At 70.3% G+C, this 15984-nt stretch carries 10 protein-coding genes and 1 pseudogene; 5 read left to right on the top strand and 6 right to left on the bottom strand.

All coding sequences use genetic code 11. The annotated features are described in order from the left end of the window. The first annotated feature begins 31 nt into the window (after nucleotides 1–31). From OG866_RS26515 to OG866_RS26505, 3 genes are all read left to right on the top strand, one after another. Nucleotides 32–874, top strand: a complete 843-nt coding sequence (locus OG866_RS26515; RefSeq protein ID WP_329338408.1) for a DUF4097 family beta strand repeat-containing protein — start codon at nucleotides 32–34, stop codon at nucleotides 872–874. Nucleotides 875–946: 72 nt separating this feature from the next. Beyond that, nucleotides 947–1924, top strand: a complete 978-nt coding sequence (locus OG866_RS26510) for an ATP-binding cassette domain-containing protein (RefSeq protein ID WP_329338406.1) — start codon at nucleotides 947–949, stop codon at nucleotides 1922–1924. Beyond that, on the top strand, nucleotides 1921–2709 hold the full coding sequence (locus OG866_RS26505) for an ABC transporter permease (RefSeq protein WP_329338404.1): 789 nt from the start codon (nucleotides 1921–1923) through the stop codon (nucleotides 2707–2709). Before OG866_RS26510 ends, OG866_RS26505 begins: the two co-directional genes overlap by 4 nt. Before the next feature lie 136 nt (nucleotides 2710–2845). Here the strand turns inward: OG866_RS26505 and secA are convergent, their stop codons facing one another. After that, nucleotides 2846–5686: a preprotein translocase subunit SecA gene (gene secA / locus OG866_RS26500; RefSeq protein ID WP_329338403.1), complete on the bottom strand. Its 2841-nt coding sequence runs from the start codon at nucleotides 5684–5686 to the stop codon at nucleotides 2846–2848. Between the two features lie 270 nt (nucleotides 5687–5956). Between secA and OG866_RS26495 the strand changes: the two genes are divergently transcribed. Continuing rightward, on the top strand, nucleotides 5957–6538 hold the full coding sequence (locus tag OG866_RS26495; protein WP_329338401.1) for a GNAT family N-acetyltransferase: 582 nt from the start codon (nucleotides 5957–5959) through the stop codon (nucleotides 6536–6538). 52 nt (nucleotides 6539–6590) lie between these two features. Then, entirely contained in the window at nucleotides 6591–7757 is a 1167-nt protein-coding gene (locus tag OG866_RS26490; protein ID WP_329338399.1) for a winged helix-turn-helix domain-containing protein, read from the top strand. Here the strand turns inward: OG866_RS26490 and OG866_RS26485 are convergent. The 5 genes and pseudogenes from OG866_RS26485 to mtrB all read right to left on the bottom strand — a co-directional run bounded on the left by OG866_RS26485 (nucleotide 7743) and on the right by mtrB (nucleotide 15983). Then, complete coding sequence (locus OG866_RS26485; RefSeq protein ID WP_329338397.1) at nucleotides 7743–8489, bottom strand: response regulator transcription factor; 747 nt, start codon at nucleotides 8487–8489, stop codon at nucleotides 7743–7745. The genes OG866_RS26490 and OG866_RS26485 overlap by 15 nt on opposite strands. Before the next feature lie 201 nt (nucleotides 8490–8690). Continuing rightward, entirely contained in the window at nucleotides 8691–9383 is a 693-nt protein-coding gene (hpf, locus tag OG866_RS26480; protein ID WP_443063568.1) for a ribosome hibernation-promoting factor, HPF/YfiA family, read from the bottom strand. Between the two features lie 2074 nt (nucleotides 9384–11457). Beyond that, a pseudogene (locus tag OG866_RS45270) lies at nucleotides 11458–11907 on the bottom strand (hypothetical protein); the annotation flags it as partial. Nucleotides 11908–12043: 136 nt separating this feature from the next. Next, complete coding sequence (locus OG866_RS26470) at nucleotides 12044–13894, bottom strand: LpqB family beta-propeller domain-containing protein (RefSeq protein ID WP_329338394.1); 1851 nt, start codon at nucleotides 13892–13894, stop codon at nucleotides 12044–12046. Continuing rightward, entirely contained in the window at nucleotides 13884–15983 is a 2100-nt protein-coding gene (gene mtrB, locus OG866_RS26465; protein ID WP_329338393.1) for an MtrAB system histidine kinase MtrB, read from the bottom strand. Before mtrB ends, OG866_RS26470 begins: the two co-directional genes overlap by 11 nt. Nucleotide 15984 lies beyond the last annotated feature (1 nt).

The following is a 15984-nucleotide window of genomic DNA, read 5'->3' as shown; positions in this document are numbered from 1 at the left end:
CGCCCCGAACAGCCACGAGGACGGTACAGCCATGCCTGCTTTCGACACTCCCGAGCCGATCTCGGTCGTCGCCCACGTCGGCGCCGGGTACATCCAGTTCAGCGCCACCGACCGGGCCGATACCGTCGTCGACGTGCGGCCGGGCGACCCGAAGCGGGACAAGGACGTGAAGGCGGCCGCCCAGACCGAGGTCACGTTCGCGAACGGCGTCCTCAACATCAGGACGAAGGAGCGCCGCATGATCGGACCGAGCGGCATCGTCTCCGTGACGGTCGAACTGCCCACCGGCTCCAGCCTCGACACGACCGGCTCCTGGACGCAGGTGCTCGGCGAGGGCGTCCTCGGCGACGTCCGCGTGAAGACGTCGACCGGTGACGTCCGGCTCGACACGACCGGGGCACTGCACCTGGAGGTGTCGCACGGCTCGATCACCGTGGGCCGCGTCGAGGGCCGCGCCGAGATCAGCAGCAGCAGCGGCAACATCCGCGTCGGCACCGTCGAAGGACCCGCCGTCCTGAAGAACACGAACGGCACCACGACCGTCGGCGTCGTCACCGGCGAGCTGCGGATGAGCGGCACCAACGGCGGCATCGACATCACGCGCGCCGAGGCATCGGTCGTCGGCACCTCGACCAACGGCCACCTTCGCGTCGCCGAGGTCGCCCGCGGGGACGTCCGGCTGGACACCTCCAACGGCTCCATCGAGGTCGGCGTCCGCGAGGGCACCGCCGCCTGGCTCGACGTCAGCTCCCACCGCGGGCAGGTCCGCAACACGCTGACCACGTCCGAGCCCCCGGAGCAGACGGAGGACACCGTCCAGATCCGCGCACGGACCAACTGGGGAAACATCGACGTCCTCCGCGCCAAGCCCTGAGCACCGCGCGCCCCTTCCCACTCCTCCACCCACTTCAGCCTTCAAGCGGAGGGCCCCATGCCTTCATCTGTCATGTCCACGTCCACGCGGCGGGACGGTGTTCCGTCCCCGGCCGCCGTCTCCACCACCGGTCTGCGCAAGTCATACGGCGACAAGGTCGTCCTCGACGGGATCGACCTGCGCATCCCGGCCGGCTCGGTCTTCGCCCTGCTCGGCCCGAACGGCGCCGGCAAGACCACCGCCGTGCAGATCCTCTCCACCCTCATCACCGCAGACGGCGGCCAGGCACAGGTCGCCGGCCACGACATCGCCACCGCGCCCCAGGCGGTCCGCGCCGCGATCGGCGTCACCGGACAGTTCTCCGCGGTCGACGGCCTGATCACCGGCGAGGAGAACATGCTCCTCATGGCCGACCTGCACCACCTCACCAAGAACGAAGGACGACGGATCACCGCCGAGCTGCTCGAACGCTTCGACCTCACCGAAGCCGCCAAGAAGCCCGCCTCCACCTACTCCGGCGGCATGAAACGCCGCCTCGACATCGCCATGACCCTGGTCGGCAGCCCGCGGATCATCTTCCTCGACGAACCCACCACCGGCCTCGACCCCCGCTCCCGCCACAGCATGTGGGGCATCATCCGCGAGCTCGTCTCCGGCAGCGTCACCGTCTTCCTCACCACCCAATACCTGGAAGAGGCCGACGAACTCGCCGACCGCATCGCGGTGTTGAACAACGGCAAGATCGCCGCCGAGGGCACCGCCGAGGAGCTGAAGCGGCTGATCCCCGGCGGTCATGTCCAGCTCCGCTTCACCGACCCCGCCGCCTACCGGTCCGCCGCCTCCACCCTGACCGAGGCCTCCCCGGACGACGAGGCCCTCGCACTGCGCATCCCCAGCGACGGCAGCCAGCGCCAACTGCGCTCCCTGCTCGACCTGTTGGACTCGGCCGGCATCGAGGCCGACGAACTGACCGTGCACACCCCCGACCTCGACGACGTCTTCTTCGCCCTCACCGACGGCACCAACCACCCCAAGGAGACGGTCCGATGAGCACCTTCGCCCTCGCCGTACGCGACTCGTCCACCATGGTGCGGCGCAACCTCCTGCACGTACGCCGCTATCCGTCCATGACGCTGAACCTGCTGCTCACCCCGGTCATGCTGTTGCTGCTGTTCGTCTACGTCTTCGGCGACACCATGAGCGCCGGCATCGGCGGCAGCGCGGACCGCTCCGCCTACATCGCCTACGTGGTGCCGGGCCTGCTGCTGATGACCATCGGCGGCACCACGATCGGCACCGCGGTGTCCGTCGCGATGGACATGTCCGAGGGCATCATCGCCCGCTTCCGCACCATGGCCATCCACCGCGGCTCGGTGCTCGTCGGACACGTCATCGGCAGCGTCCTTCAGTGCGTGATGAGCGTGGTCCTCGTCGGCGCGGTCGGCGTGGCCATCGGCTTCCGCTCCACCGACGCCACCGTCCTGGAATGGCTCGCCGCCTTCGGACTCCTCACCCTGTTCGCCCTCGCGCTCACCTGGATCGCCGTCGGCATGGGACTGGTCAGCCCCAACGCCGAAGCCGCCTCCAACAACGCCATGCCGCTGATCTTCCTGCCCCTGATCTCCAGCACCTTCGTGCCCGTCGACGCGATGCCCGGCTGGTTCCAGCCCATCGCCGAGTACCAGCCCTTCACCCCGGCCATCGAAACCCTGCGCGGCCTCCTCCTCGGCACCGAGATCGGCCACAACGGCTGGCTCGCCCTCGCCTGGTGCCTCGGCCTCGCCGTCCTCGGCTACCGCTGGTCGAAGGCGGCCTACGACCGCGACCCCAAGTAGCCAAAGTCGCCAGGAGGCGACAGGAGGCGACAGGAGGCCTCCTCCTGTCGCCTCCCGCACGACAAAGGGCCGGGCCACCTTCAGGTGGCCCGGCCCTTCGCCTCACACCGCTACGGCGCCCCAGGCGCCCGCAACGTCACTTCTTACGACGACGCCCACCGCGCGCCTGCTTACGCCGCTCCGCGCGCGTGAGACCGTCCGCCTCGGAACGCACCGGCTCGTCGTCGTCGGCGAACTCACCCTCGACGACACCGCCCTCGCCGTCCACGGTCGGCGCGGAGAAGTGCAGATCCCGACGCTGCGGGGCGTCGAGCCCCTTGGCGCGGATCTCCGGACGCGCACCCGCCTGCGCGGGAACCGAGTCCTGCTTCTCCAGCGACGGTGCGGCGGCCTCGACGGGGACCTCCTCGACCTGCTGCTCGACCTGGACCTCCAGGTTGAACAGGTAGCCGACGGACTCCTCCTTGATGCCCTCCATCATGGCGGTGAACATGTCGAAGCCCTCGCGCTGGTACTCGACCAGCGGGTCCTTCTGCGCCATCGCGCGCAGGCCGATGCCCTCCTGGAGGTAGTCCATCTCGTAGAGGTGCTCGCGCCACTTGCGGTCCAGGACCGACAGCACAACCCGACGCTCCAGCTCACGCATGATCTCGGAGCCGAGCTGCGCCTCACGCGCCTCGTACTGCTCGTGGATGTCGTCCTTGATGGACTCGGAGATGAAGTCCGCGGTCAGCCCGGCCCGGTCGCCGGCCGCTTCCTCCAGCTCCTCGACGGTGATCTTCACCGGGTAGAGCTGCTTGAAGGCGCCCCACAGCCGGTCGAGGTCCCAGTCCTCCGCGAAGCCCTCGGCGGTCTCCGCGCTGATGTACTCGTCGATCGTGTCGTCCATGAAGTGGACGATCTGCTCCTGGAGGTCCTCGCCCTCCAGGACGCGGCGCCGCTCGCCGTAGATGACCTCGCGCTGGCGGTTGAGGACCTCGTCGTACTTCAGGACGTTCTTACGGGTCTCGAAGTTCTGCTGCTCGACCTGCGACTGGGCGGACGCGATCGCGCGCGTGACCATCTTGTTCTCGATCGGCACGTCGTCCGGCACGTTCGCCATGGACATCACGCGCTCGACCATCTGGGCCTTGAACAGGCGCATCAGGTCATCGCCCAGCGACAGGTAGAAGCGGGACTCGCCCGGGTCGCCCTGACGGCCGGAACGACCGCGCAGCTGGTTGTCGATACGACGCGACTCGTGCCGCTCGGTGCCAAGGACGTAGAGCCCGCCGAGGTCCTTGACCTCCTCGAACTCCGCCTTGACCGCCCGCTCGGCCCGCTCCAGGGCGGCCGGCAGGGCCTGCGCCCACTCCTCGATGTGCTCCTCGGGGTCGAGGCCGCGCTGGCGCAGCTCCGCCTCGGCGAGGTCCTCGGGGTTGCCGCCGAGCTTGATGTCGGTACCACGACCGGCCATGTTGGTGGCCACGGTGACGGCGCCCTTGCGGCCGGCCTGGGCGACGATCGTCGCCTCCCGGTCGTGCTGCTTGGCGTTCAGCACCTCGTGCTGCACTCCGCGCTTGCTGAGCTGCTGCGAGAGGTACTCGGACTTCTCGACCGACGTCGTACCGACGAGGATCGGCTGGCCCTTCTCGTGCTTCTCGACGATGTCGTCGACGACCGCCTCGAACTTCGCGACCTCGGTGCGGTAGATCAGGTCGGACTGGTCCTTGCGGACCATCGGCCGGTTGGTCGGGATCGGGACGACACCGAGCTTGTAGATCTGGTGGAACTCGGCGGCCTCGGTCATCGCCGTACCGGTCATGCCGCAGAGGCCGGGCTGTTCCTTGCCGTTGTGGTCGTGGCGCTTGTACAGGCGGAAGAAGTTCTGGAGGGTGATCGTGGCGAGGGTCTGGTTCTCGTCCTTGATGTCCACCCCTTCCTTCGCCTCGATCGCCTGGTGCATGCCCTCGTTGTAGCGGCGGCCGGCGAGGATACGGCCGGTGTGCTCGTCGACGATCATGACTTCGCCGTCCATGACGACGTAGTCCTTGTCCTTCTTGAAGAGCTCCTTCGCCTTGATGGCGTTGTTCAGGTAGCCCACCAGAGGCGTGTTCACCGACTCGTAGAGGTTGTCGATGCCCAGCCAGTCCTCGACCTTGGAGACACCGGCCTCGTGGATGGCGACGGTGCGCTTCTTCTCGTCGACCTCGTAGTCGCCGGTCTCCTCGACGCCCTTGAGGGGGTTGCCGGCCTCGCCCTTCTTCAGGCGGGTGACCAGCTTGGCGAAGTCGCCGTACCACTTGGTGGCCTGGTCGGCCGGGCCGGAGATGATCAGCGGTGTACGGGCCTCGTCGACCAGGATGGAGTCGACCTCGTCGACGATGGCGAAGTTGTGGCCGCGCTGGACGAGCTCGTCCTTGGACCACGCCATGTTGTCGCGCAGGTAGTCGAAGCCGAACTCGTTGTTCGTGCCGTACGTGATGTCGCACGCGTACTGCTCGCGACGCTGGGCCGGCGTCATGTTGGCGAGGATGCAGCCGACTTCCAGGCCCAGGAACTTGTGGACCCGGCCCATCATCTCGGAGTCGCGCTCGGCCAGGTAGTCGTTGACCGTGATCAGGTGAACGCCCTTGCCGGACAGCGCGTTGAGATAAGCGGGCAGGGTGCCGACGAGGGTCTTGCCCTCACCGGTCTTCATCTCGGCGACATAGCCGAGGTGGAGGGCCGCGCCGCCCATGATCTGCACGTCGTAGTGGCGCTGGCCGAGGGCGCGCTTGGCGGCCTCGCGCACGGTGGCGAACGCCTCGGGCAGCAGGTCGTCCAGCGTCTCACCATCGATGTACCGCTGCTTGTACTCATCAGTGAGGGCCCGCAGCTCGGCGTCGGAGAGGTCGACGAAGTCCTCTTCGATGGAGTTGACCTGGTCCGCGATGCGGTGCAGCTTGCGCAGGATCTTGCCTTCGCCTGCACGCATGATCTTCGAGAGGACGGACACGGGGGTAAGTCTCCTTGCCGGTCGGGCCTGGGACGGTCGGTTTCCATTTGACTTGACTGAGCAACGGCCATCGTATGCGAGGACCCGGCCACGCCGGGAGCCTGCCGGGGACGCCGACCGTCCGCTGATTCAAATCTCCGTCAAAGGGGACAACGGCCGGGGGTCGTCGATGGTGCCGCCCCCCGCCGACGAATTGCGCGAAAAGTGATCACGCGCTCACACACCGCAAAAAGATGGCGCTTGTCGTGAATCCCCGAGCAGAATCGGCCGATGGAACCCGTCACGCTCACCACCGGCCGCCTCCTGCTGCGCACGGTCGGCCCGCCGGACACCGACACCGTGTACGAGGCCGCCCAGGATCCCGAGATCCAGCGCTGGACCACGATCCCCTCGCCCTATCTGCGCGAGCACGCCGAGAGCTTCACGGACCAACTGGTCCCGGACGGCTGGGCGAACGGATCGATGTTCACGTGGGGCCTCTTCCTCCCCGAAGGGGAGGAACTGGTGGGCATGCTCGGGCTGTCCATGCGTTCCATGAGCGCGGCGGAGGTCGGCTTCTGGGGCACGAAGGAGCACCGGGGCAACGGCTATGTCACCGAGGCCGTCCTCGCCGCGTCCCGCTGGGCCTTCACCCAGCTGTCGATCGACCGCGTGGAATGGCGCGCGGAGGTCGGCAACCGTCCCTCGCGCGCGGTGGCGGAGCGCTGCGGTTTCACCGTGGAGGGCGTCCTGCGCTCGGGCCTCGTCCACCAGGGCGTACGCCGGGACTGCTGGGTGGGCTCCCTGCTCCCGTCGGACCTGGGTCTGCCGTCGACGGCGCCGTATCTGCCGGCCCGCACCGAGCTGTCGTAGCGATGGCGCAGCTCACGCCCCGTTGTCAGTGCCACCGCCTATCGTCCGCACCATGACGACCCCGCGTCCCTCGACCGAACTGACCGCCGACGAAGCCCGCCGCATCGCCCTGCGCGCCCAGGGTTTCCTCGGCACCCCCGACCGCCGCTCCGGCGTCCGCGGCGTCCTGCGCCACCTGGGCGCGGTCCAGCTCGACACCATCTCGGTCCTCGCCCGCTCCCATGAACTCATCCCGTACGCCCGCCTGGGAGCGGTCGGCCGCAAGACCGTCGAGAACGCGTACTGGACCGAGACACACGCCTTCGAGTACTGGTCCCACGCGGCCTGCATCCTCCCCATCGAGGAATGGCCCCACTTCGCGTTCCGCCGCCGCGCCTACCGCAGCCGCCCGCACTGGAACCACGACCTCCCCGAGGGCACCTACGAGCAGGTCATCAAGCAGCTCCGCACCGAAGGCCCCCTCACGGCCACGGAGTTGGGCGGCGCGAAGAAGACCAGCGAGTGGTGGGACTGGTCGGGCACCAAGGTCGCCGTGGAGCGGGCCCTCATGTACGGCGAGGTCGTCTGCGTGGAGCGCCGCGGCTGGAAGCGGGTGTACGACCTCGCCGAGCGCGCCGTCCCGGAGGCGCTGCTCCACGACGAGCTGGACGACTCCGAGTGCCTGCGCCGCCTGGTCCGCCTCGCCGGCCAGTCCCTCGGCGTCGGCACGCGCGCGGACATCGCCGACTACCACCGCCTCAAGGCCGAGCAGGTCGACGCGGTGATCGCCGACTCGGGCCTGGTGCCGGTCACGGTCGAGGGCTGGGGCAAGCCCGCCTGGGCCGACCCGGAGGCCCTGGAGACCCCGCCCCGCGGCCGCCACCGTACGACCCTGCTGTCGCCGTTCGACTCCCTGGTCTGGGAACGCGCGCGTACGGAGCGGATCTTCGGCTTCACCCATCGCCTGGAGGCCTACGTCCCCAAGCCGAAGCGGATCCACGGCTACTTCGCGATGCCGGTCCTGGCCGGCGGCCGTCTCGTCGGCCGGGTGGACCCGGCCCGCGAGGGCAGCACCCTGGTGGCCCGCCAGGTCACGCTGGACGGCCCGAAGGCGGTCCCGGCGGTCGCCCAGGCGCTGGTCGAGGCGGCGAGCTGGGTGGACTGCGCGGACGTACGCGTGGAGCGGGTGGACGCGCCCGAACTGCGCGCGCCCCTCACCAAGGCGCTAGCGGATCTCTAGGATCTTCTCCCGCATCGCATAGACCACGGCCTCCATCCTGGAGTGCAGCTGCAACTTCTCCAGGATGTTGCGCACATGGTTCTTCACGGTGTTCTCGGAGATGAACAACTCCTTGGCGATATCGCGGTTGTTCATTCCGGTGGCGACGAGTTTGAGGACTTCCAGCTCACGGTCGGTGAGCCGGGGCGCGGGAACGAGCCGGCGCTCGTCCGTCCGCTGGATCATCGACTTGAACTCGGTGAGCAGCTTCGACGCCATGGACGGGCTGATCTGCGACTGTCCGTCGGCGACCGCGCGAATGGCGGTCGCCACCTCGTCCGTGGAGATCTCCTTGAGGAGATAACCGGTCGCGCCCGCCTTGATCGCTTCGTAGAGGTCGGCTTCCTCATCGCTGATCGTCAGCATGATGATCTTCGCGCTGGGCGCGACCTCCTTGATGGAGGTGCAGGCCTCGATACCGCCCCGCTTGGGCATCCGTACGTCCATCAGGACGATGTCGGGCAGCAGGTCGGCGGCCTTGTCGACGGCCTCCGCGCCGTCGCCGGCCTCGCCCACGACCTGGATGTCCTCCTCGGCCGCGAGCACGATCTCCAGTCCCCGCCGGAAGAGGGCGTGGTCGTCCACGACCAGGACACGGATCGGCTCCTTGCGTGGTGAGCCCGTGTCCGGGCCCATGTCGGTAACGCCGTCGTCGGCGTCCCCGTCATGCATCGGTCCGAAACTGTCCGCCATCGTTCCTCCCCCTGAAGGCTGTGGCTGGTCCTGTGCCATCGCCAACCCAAGGCAACGGCCCAGCGGTTGGGCCGGTGCGGCCATGATTTCATGCCCGGACGACACCGCGGTGACCGAGCGGGGCGTGAAGTGGTCGCACACCGGTGCCCCTGGGGGCGCACAAGCGCTCCAGGGGCACCGGCTCAGCCGTCAGCCGGGCGGTCAGCCACCCAGCGTGCCACCGGCCGCGGGAGGCTGCGCCTGGGCGACCATCGGGTCCGTGCTGAGGTGGATGACGCCGTAGTCGTAGGCGTGCCGTCGGTAGACGACACTCGGTTCCTTGGTCTCGGAGTCGACGAACAGATAGAAGTCGTGCCCGACCAGCTCCATCTCGTACAGAGCCTGGTCGAGGGTCATCGGGGAGGCGACGTGGGTCTTCTCGCGGACGATGAGGGGGCCTTCGCCCTTCACTTCCAGCGAGCCGATCTTCTTGGTGGGGACGCCGTCCGGCTCTTCGTCCTGGACGGGGTGGCCGTTGCCGTTGAGCGTCGCCGCGCCCGGCACGTGGTCGGGGACCTCGGCGGCCGAGATCCGGCGTGCTCCGCGCCGTGAGAAACGCTTGTCGTGCTGCTTGCGCAGCCGGGCGTCCAGCTTTTCCGCCGCCAGGTCGAGCGCCGCGTACGGATCGCTTGCCGCCGCCTCCGCCCGGATCACCGGACCGCGGGAGCGGAGCGTGATCTCCACTCGGTCACAGCGGTCGGCCTGTCGGGGGTTGGGCTCCTTGGACACCTCGACGTCGAGGCTGATCACCTTGCCGTCGAGCTTCTGGATCTTCTCCAGCTTCAGCTTCTCGGCCACGTGCTTGCGGAACCGCTCGGGCACCTCGGTCTTGCGGCCCTTGACGACGATGTCCACGCAGAACTCCGTTCCCGGATCACTCCGCTCCAACGGCGGAGCATCTCCCTTTTGCACCAGGTTCCGGTGACCCCGGAACCTCGGACTCGGTGACTTCCACCTCCTCCCCCGCGGGCAAGATCTCCACTCCACCAGCGCGGGTGACAGTGAAAAACCCGCAGCACGGCAATCGGATATGAGAGGGGTGGCCTGCGCCTTTCCTCACAACCGAACATATCTCGCCCGGACGGATGTCGTCACCCTCTACCGCGGCGTACCTCCGTTCAGGTGAATAGGTCCTCTCATTACCTGCAACGATGCAAGTTCACAGTCAGTTCCGGTTTATTTCGAAAGCATCCGGCGGTGCGGCGACGACGGCCGCGCAGATGACGCCACCGACGCCTTCGCTGCGGCTCAGGCCCGCCATTCCCGCCCGGTCGGGCCGGCGATCACCCACACGCGCCTCCACCGATCCGCCCATCCGTTCCCCTGTGCCTTCCCGAGCCACCGCCCGATACACGGCGGCTCCGGCACTTCCGTACCCGAACGGCTCTCCGCTCGACCCATTCCCGACCGCCTCGCCCCCTCCATACGCGCAGCTCACCCCCAAAGCCTCACCCCCCACACCCCCCGACCCCACGACACCCGCCCCGCACAGTCCCCCCGCCACCGTCACCACACCCCCACATCCCACCCCGCCCACGCCCTCGCCTTGGCCGTCCCCCGCCACCCCAACAGCTCCAGACCGGACCTGCGCCACCCCGCTCCGACCGTCCCCCGCCGCCACTCCGCCGACCCCGCTCCGACCGCCTCCCTCACCCTCGACGCCGCCAGAGCCCCCCTCCGCCGCCCCACACAGCCGACCCTCCGCCATCAGCCCGCCCCCTCCACTCCGACCGTTCCGCGCCATCCCGGCACCCCCACAGCCCACGACCGACACCCCACACAGCCCGCCGCTCCCCGCGATCCCCTCGCCCGGCCCTCCAAGGCCGCCCCCCGCCGCCCCAACACCCCCACACCCGACCCGCGCCACCCCACGGAACCCTCCCTCCGCCGTCCCCTCCCCCGGCCCTCCAAGGCCATCCCCCACCGCCCCAACACCCCCACACCCGACCCGCGCCACCCCACGGAACCCTCCTTCCACCGTCCCCTCCCCCGGCCCTCCAAGGCCATCCCCCACCGCCCCAACACCCCCACACCCGACCCGCGCCACCCCACGGAACCCTCCCTCCGCCGTCCCCTCCCCCGGCCCTCCAAGGCCATCCCCCACCGCCCCAACACCCCCACACCCGACCCGCGCCACCCCACGGAACCCTCCCTCCGCCGTCCCCTCCCCCGGCCCTCCAAGGCCATCCCCCACCGCCCCAACACCCCCACACCCGACCCGCGCCACCCCACGGAACCCTCCCTCCGCCGTCCCCTCGCCCGGCCCTCCAAGGCCATCCCCCACCGCCCCAACACCCCCACACCCGGCCTCCGCCACCCCACGGAACCCTCCCTCCGCCACGCCCCCACCCGCCGGGCCCGGCCTGCGCCACTCCGCGGAGGGCTCCCCGAGCACACCCCCGCGCCCCCACCCCGTCGCCCCGCCCCCGCCGCCCTCCTCCGCCATCGCCGCCCGTACGGCTCGCGCGGCCTCCGCCAGGGATGCGCCCGTCGTCATGACGTCGTCGACGAGCACGACCGGCCCGTCGAGCAGCAGTCGCCCACCGCCGGGGACCACAGCGAGCGCACCGGCGAGATTGTCCAGCCGTTCCCTGGAGTTGAGCCCCGCCTGGTCGGCCACAGCACGCCGCTGCCGCAGCACCGCGAGCACCCGCGCCGGTACTCCACCGCGCCTCAGCTCCGCAGCCGCCGCCAACGCGATCCGCCGAGCCGGATCATGCCCGCGCGCCGCCACCGCCGTACGCGAGGATGGAACGGGCACCAGCAGCACGGCCCCACCCACGCCCCCGGTCCTCGCCCCATCTCCCCTGACGCCCACCGACGCACCCGCCCGGCCTGGCACGCCCGCAGACGCACCCGCCCGGCCCGGCACGCCCGCCTCCACCGACGCGCCTACGGGCACACAGATCCCCGCCGTCGCACAGCGGCCCCCAGCCGGCACACCGTCCCCCGCCGACACACCACAGCCCGCACCCGACAACCCACGCCCACACCCGCACCCGCACCCGCACCCGCGCACCTGCGCCAGCCCCCGCACCCCCGACTGCCCCTCCGCGCCCGCCTCCGCCTCCGCCCGCGTCCGCGCCCCCGCCAGCCCCGCCCTGATCGCCCCCGCCAGAGCCGCCCCCAAGGGTGCCGCGAGCGGCAGGGCGCCGCGTTCCTTGTGGGCCAGCAGCACCGCCCGCACCTCGTCGGCATACGGGGCCGCCGCATGAACCGCCGGCAGCCCCGTCGGCTCCGGCACCGGTCGCACCCGGCACGGTGCGCTCCCGTTCAGGACGTCACGGCACTCCGGACACAGCACCGCGCGAGGCTTCCCGCAGCCTCCGCACTCGGCCGGCAGCACCAGATCGGTGAGATCCCGCCACCACCCCCGCATGCCCACCACTGTGCCCGCGCCGGCCTCGACCGACCACCCCTGTGGATAACTCCCTGTGGACAACTCGCCACGGTACGCACACGCAGGTCAGACGCGGCTCTCCGCACCCCTCGAAGAGCCGCACCCCATCCGCCGGCTATCCCGGATAAACCGGCGCCGTCCCGTCCTTGACCACCTGCTGCCACTTCGACCCCGCCGAGAGCCGGACGATGCCGTCCTCCTCCGAGTAAGCGACCAGCGGCAGTTGCTCGTCCTCGGACGCGGCCAGGGCCTTCACCCCGGTGAGCGCGGCGGGCGCCGACCCCACCGGCGTGGAGCCGTCGACCTGGACGTACGCCATCTGCTGCACGCCGCCCTGTTCGCGGCCCACCAGCACCAGCCGGCTGTCACCCGCCCAGGACATGGCGGCGACCTCCTCCAACTGCGGTGTCACCGAGCGGAGTTCGACGACCGAGACGCGACCCTCGTCCGCCTTGTCGTCCCGTTCGACGCGCCCGATGTAGAGGGACTTCTTGCCGCCCTTTTCCACGATGAGCGCGACCCGGACCCCGTCGGCGGCCGTCCGCACCGCCTCGATACGCCCGTCGAGCCCCGGAGTCGAGACCTCGACCGGCTCGCCCGCGCCGTCCTTCAGGAACAGCAGCCGCGGACGGTCCGGATCACGGTCCGCAACCCACAGATTGCCGTCGCCGTCCCAACTGGGCGTGGTGAGACGGTCGTTCTGCGTCTTGCCATCGCTGTGCAGCACCGCTTCGCCGAGCGAGGCACCGGACACCAGCGACCCGACGTACAGCGAACTTCCGTCGAGCGTGACCCCGGCCGCCCGGCGCTCGTCCCGGGACACCGCCGCCGACCGCAGCTCCTTGGTGCCCTCGCCGAGCGCGCCCAGAACCGGCGCGACGGCGTCCGCGCTGCTGCTCCCGCTCTGGAGCCGCACCAGCCGGTGCTTGGCGTCGAGGAAGTACTGGTACTCGTTGTCGCCCACACCGAGCTCCACCGCGTTCTCGGCGTCGCTCTCGTCGAGCAGGCACAGCTGGGTGCCGTCGGAGCTCTGGAGCGCGACCTCCTTCACCCCGGTAGGGGTGAGGTCCCGCAGTGTGAACAGGAGTTGGGCGGCCATCTCCCGGCACCTGCCCGCGCCGACCCGGTTCGTCCTGGCGTTCAGCGGCACCGTGAGCCGGTTGCCCTCGTCGGGCGTCAGCGAGGTGACGCCCTTCTTCAGCTTCAGTTCCGTCCCCGTGGGGAAGCTCGACCTGACGACCGGGTCGAGCCAGCGCGAGGGGCCCGCGAGCAGCAGCCGTACCGTCTGCGTCATCGGGTCGACCTTCTTGCGGATGTACACGGGGTCGGCGACGGCCACCGGCTGACCGCCCGCGGCGGACGGCGTGTTCGAGGCGAAGTAGTACTTGTTGACCGATGTGTAGTTGCGCAGGAAGTCCGACTTGCCGATGACGACGCCCGGCGGCGGCACGTCGATGCGCCACTGCCGGCTCTTCTTCTCACGGATGAGATGCAGCACCTTGTCGTAGCTGCCGGAGGCGGGCGCGTACGTCTGCTGCCCGTCCATGGTGGCGGCCTTGTCGCCGTACAGCCGGAAGGAGGACTCCACGGTCGCGTCCCGTCCGTTGGAACCCTCCGGGGTCGCCCCGGGCCCGTCCTCGAGCACGGTGAGTGACGATTCGGGCTTCCATGCCTTCGCGGCGTCGGCCGTCAGATACTTCTTAGCCGTCTCGAAATGCGGATCATCGCTGGTCAGCGCCTCAAGAAAGCCGTCGACGATCTCCCTGGCCCCGGCGTTCTCCCGGGGCTCCAGGGCGAAGACCCGCACCTGTGTGTCCTGCCTGGGCGTGGACTCCACATCGCGCAGATCGCCGCTGTCCGGCATCGAGGCGCACCCGGCCAGCAGTACGGCACCGCAGACGGCGTACGCCGCCGTGCGCACCGGCGTACGACGCCGACCGCCGCCCCCCACACGGTCAGCGCCCACGGCTGGCCTCCCCTTGCTTGCTGCGGTCCTCCGACCCGGCGTTCCGGGTGTCGGGCGATGACGCGTCCGAGGACGCCTCCTGGGGCGGCGTGTCCGGGCCGTTCGCGCTGTCGTCCGCCGGTCGTGCGCCCCCGGTGGGCCGCGGCACCACGCGCGCGCCGTTGCCGGGCAGCGCGGTGGGGTCGGCGGTGGGGGGCGCGGCGTTCATCCGGGGCGTGAGCGGCGCCCGCGCGGGCGTCTGCTCACCCGACGTCTGCACCGGTACGGTGGCGCGCTTCTCCCCGTCGTCCGCCCCGCGCGGCAATCCGGCGTCATTAAGTCCACGGTTACGACGTGAGTCCTTGGGTTCCAGCGGTATCGGCGAGCCCCTCAGCGGTTCGTCCGCGGTCCGCGGCAGCGTCAGCCGGAACTGCGAGCCGCCGCCCGGCTCGCCCCACGCCTGGAGCCAGCCGCCGTGCAGTCGCGCGTCCTCCAGGGCGATGGACAGCCCGAGCCCCGTGCCGCCGGTGGTACGCGCGCGTGCCGGGTCGGCCCGCCAGAAGCGGCTGAACACGCGCGTGGCCTCGCCGGGCTTGAGCCCGACCCCGTAGTCGCGCACCGCGACCGCGACGGCCCCGCCCGCCGAGGCGAGCTTGACGACGACGTCCCGGCCCTCACCGTGCTCGACGGCATTGACGACGAGGTTGCGCAGCACCCGCTCCACCCGCCGCGCGTCGGCCTCGGCGACGACGGGCTGCTGGTCGCCCCGCACCTGTATCCGCGTGCCCTTGCGCTCGGCGAGCGGCGCGGCCCCGCTGACGACCCGCTGCACGACTTCTCGCAGATCGATCGGCTCCGCCTCCAGCGCCGCCGCACCCGCGTCGAACCGGCTGATCTCCAGCAGGTCGGCGAGCAGCGACTCGAACCGGTCCAGTTGGTCGGCGAGCAGTTCCGCCGACCGCGCGGTCACCGGGTCGAAGTCCTCGCGCGCGTCATGGATGACGTCCGCGGCCATGCGTACGGTCGTCAGCGGGGTCCGCAGCTCGTGCGACACGTCGGACACGAACCGCCGCTGCATCCGCGACAGGTCCTCCAGCTGCTGGATCTTCAACTGAAGGTTCTGCGCCATCTTGTTGAAGGCCTCACCGAGGCGGGCGATGTCGTCCTCACCGGTGACCTTCATACGTTCCTGGAGCCGCCCGGCGGAGAGCCGCTCGGCGATCCCGGCCGCCATCCGCACCGGCGTGACGACCTGCCGCACCACGAGCCAGGCGATGGCCCCGAGGAGGACGACGACGAACAGCCCGGCCGTCGCCAGCGTCCCCTTGACCAGGCTCAGCGACTTCTCCTCCTGGGTGAGCGGGAAGAGGTAGTAGAGCTGGTACGGGTCGCCGTTCGGGTCGTCGACCTGCTTGCCGATGATCAGCGCCGGCTGTGACTCGGCGCCGTTGGTGTACTGGATGCGGGTGTACTTCTGGGCGGCGAGGGCGCTGTCGCTGTCGACGCGCTCCCGCAGGTCCTCGGGGACGCTGGAGGTGGGGTCGACGAGGCCTGAGGCACGCGGGCCGCGCCCGCCGCTGTCGTCACCTGCGGCGGGCAGCGTGACGACGTCGAAGGCGCCCTGGCCGCCGCTGGAGAGCGACTCCACCAGGTCGCCCATCCATGAGCTGACGTTCTGGTTGGCGCGGCCGTCCGCGCCCGCGCCGTCCTCCCCGTCCGCGCTCAGCGCGGTGTCGGCCTTCTGCTTGGCCGACGCGAAACCGCCGGTGGCCTGGCTCTGCGAGGCCTTCACCTTGGCGTCCAGCAGGCCGTTGCGCACCTGCCCGATGACGACGAAGCCGAGCAGGAGTACGACACCCAGCGACATCAACAGGGTCGTGGCCACGACCTTGAGCTGGATGTTGCGCCGCCACAGCCGCATGACGGGCAGCAGAGGCCGGCGCACCCAGCGCATGAACAGCCTCAGGACCGGACTGCCCTGGACCCCGCCCTGAAGCAACCCGCCCTCGAAGAAGCGCCCCCACCGGGAGCCCGCGGACTTCCGTCCGACAGGCCGCCCCGCATCGACCCCGGTCCGCCCGGGCGACGAAGCGGCACTGTCTCCGGACATG

The sequence above is a fragment of the Streptomyces sp. NBC_00663 genome (assembly GCF_036226885.1).
Taxonomy (GTDB): Bacteria; Actinomycetota; Actinomycetes; order Streptomycetales; family Streptomycetaceae; genus Streptomyces.
The sequence above is the reverse complement of the archived record's forward strand: the minus strand, read 5'-3'. Positions and strand labels throughout refer to the sequence as shown.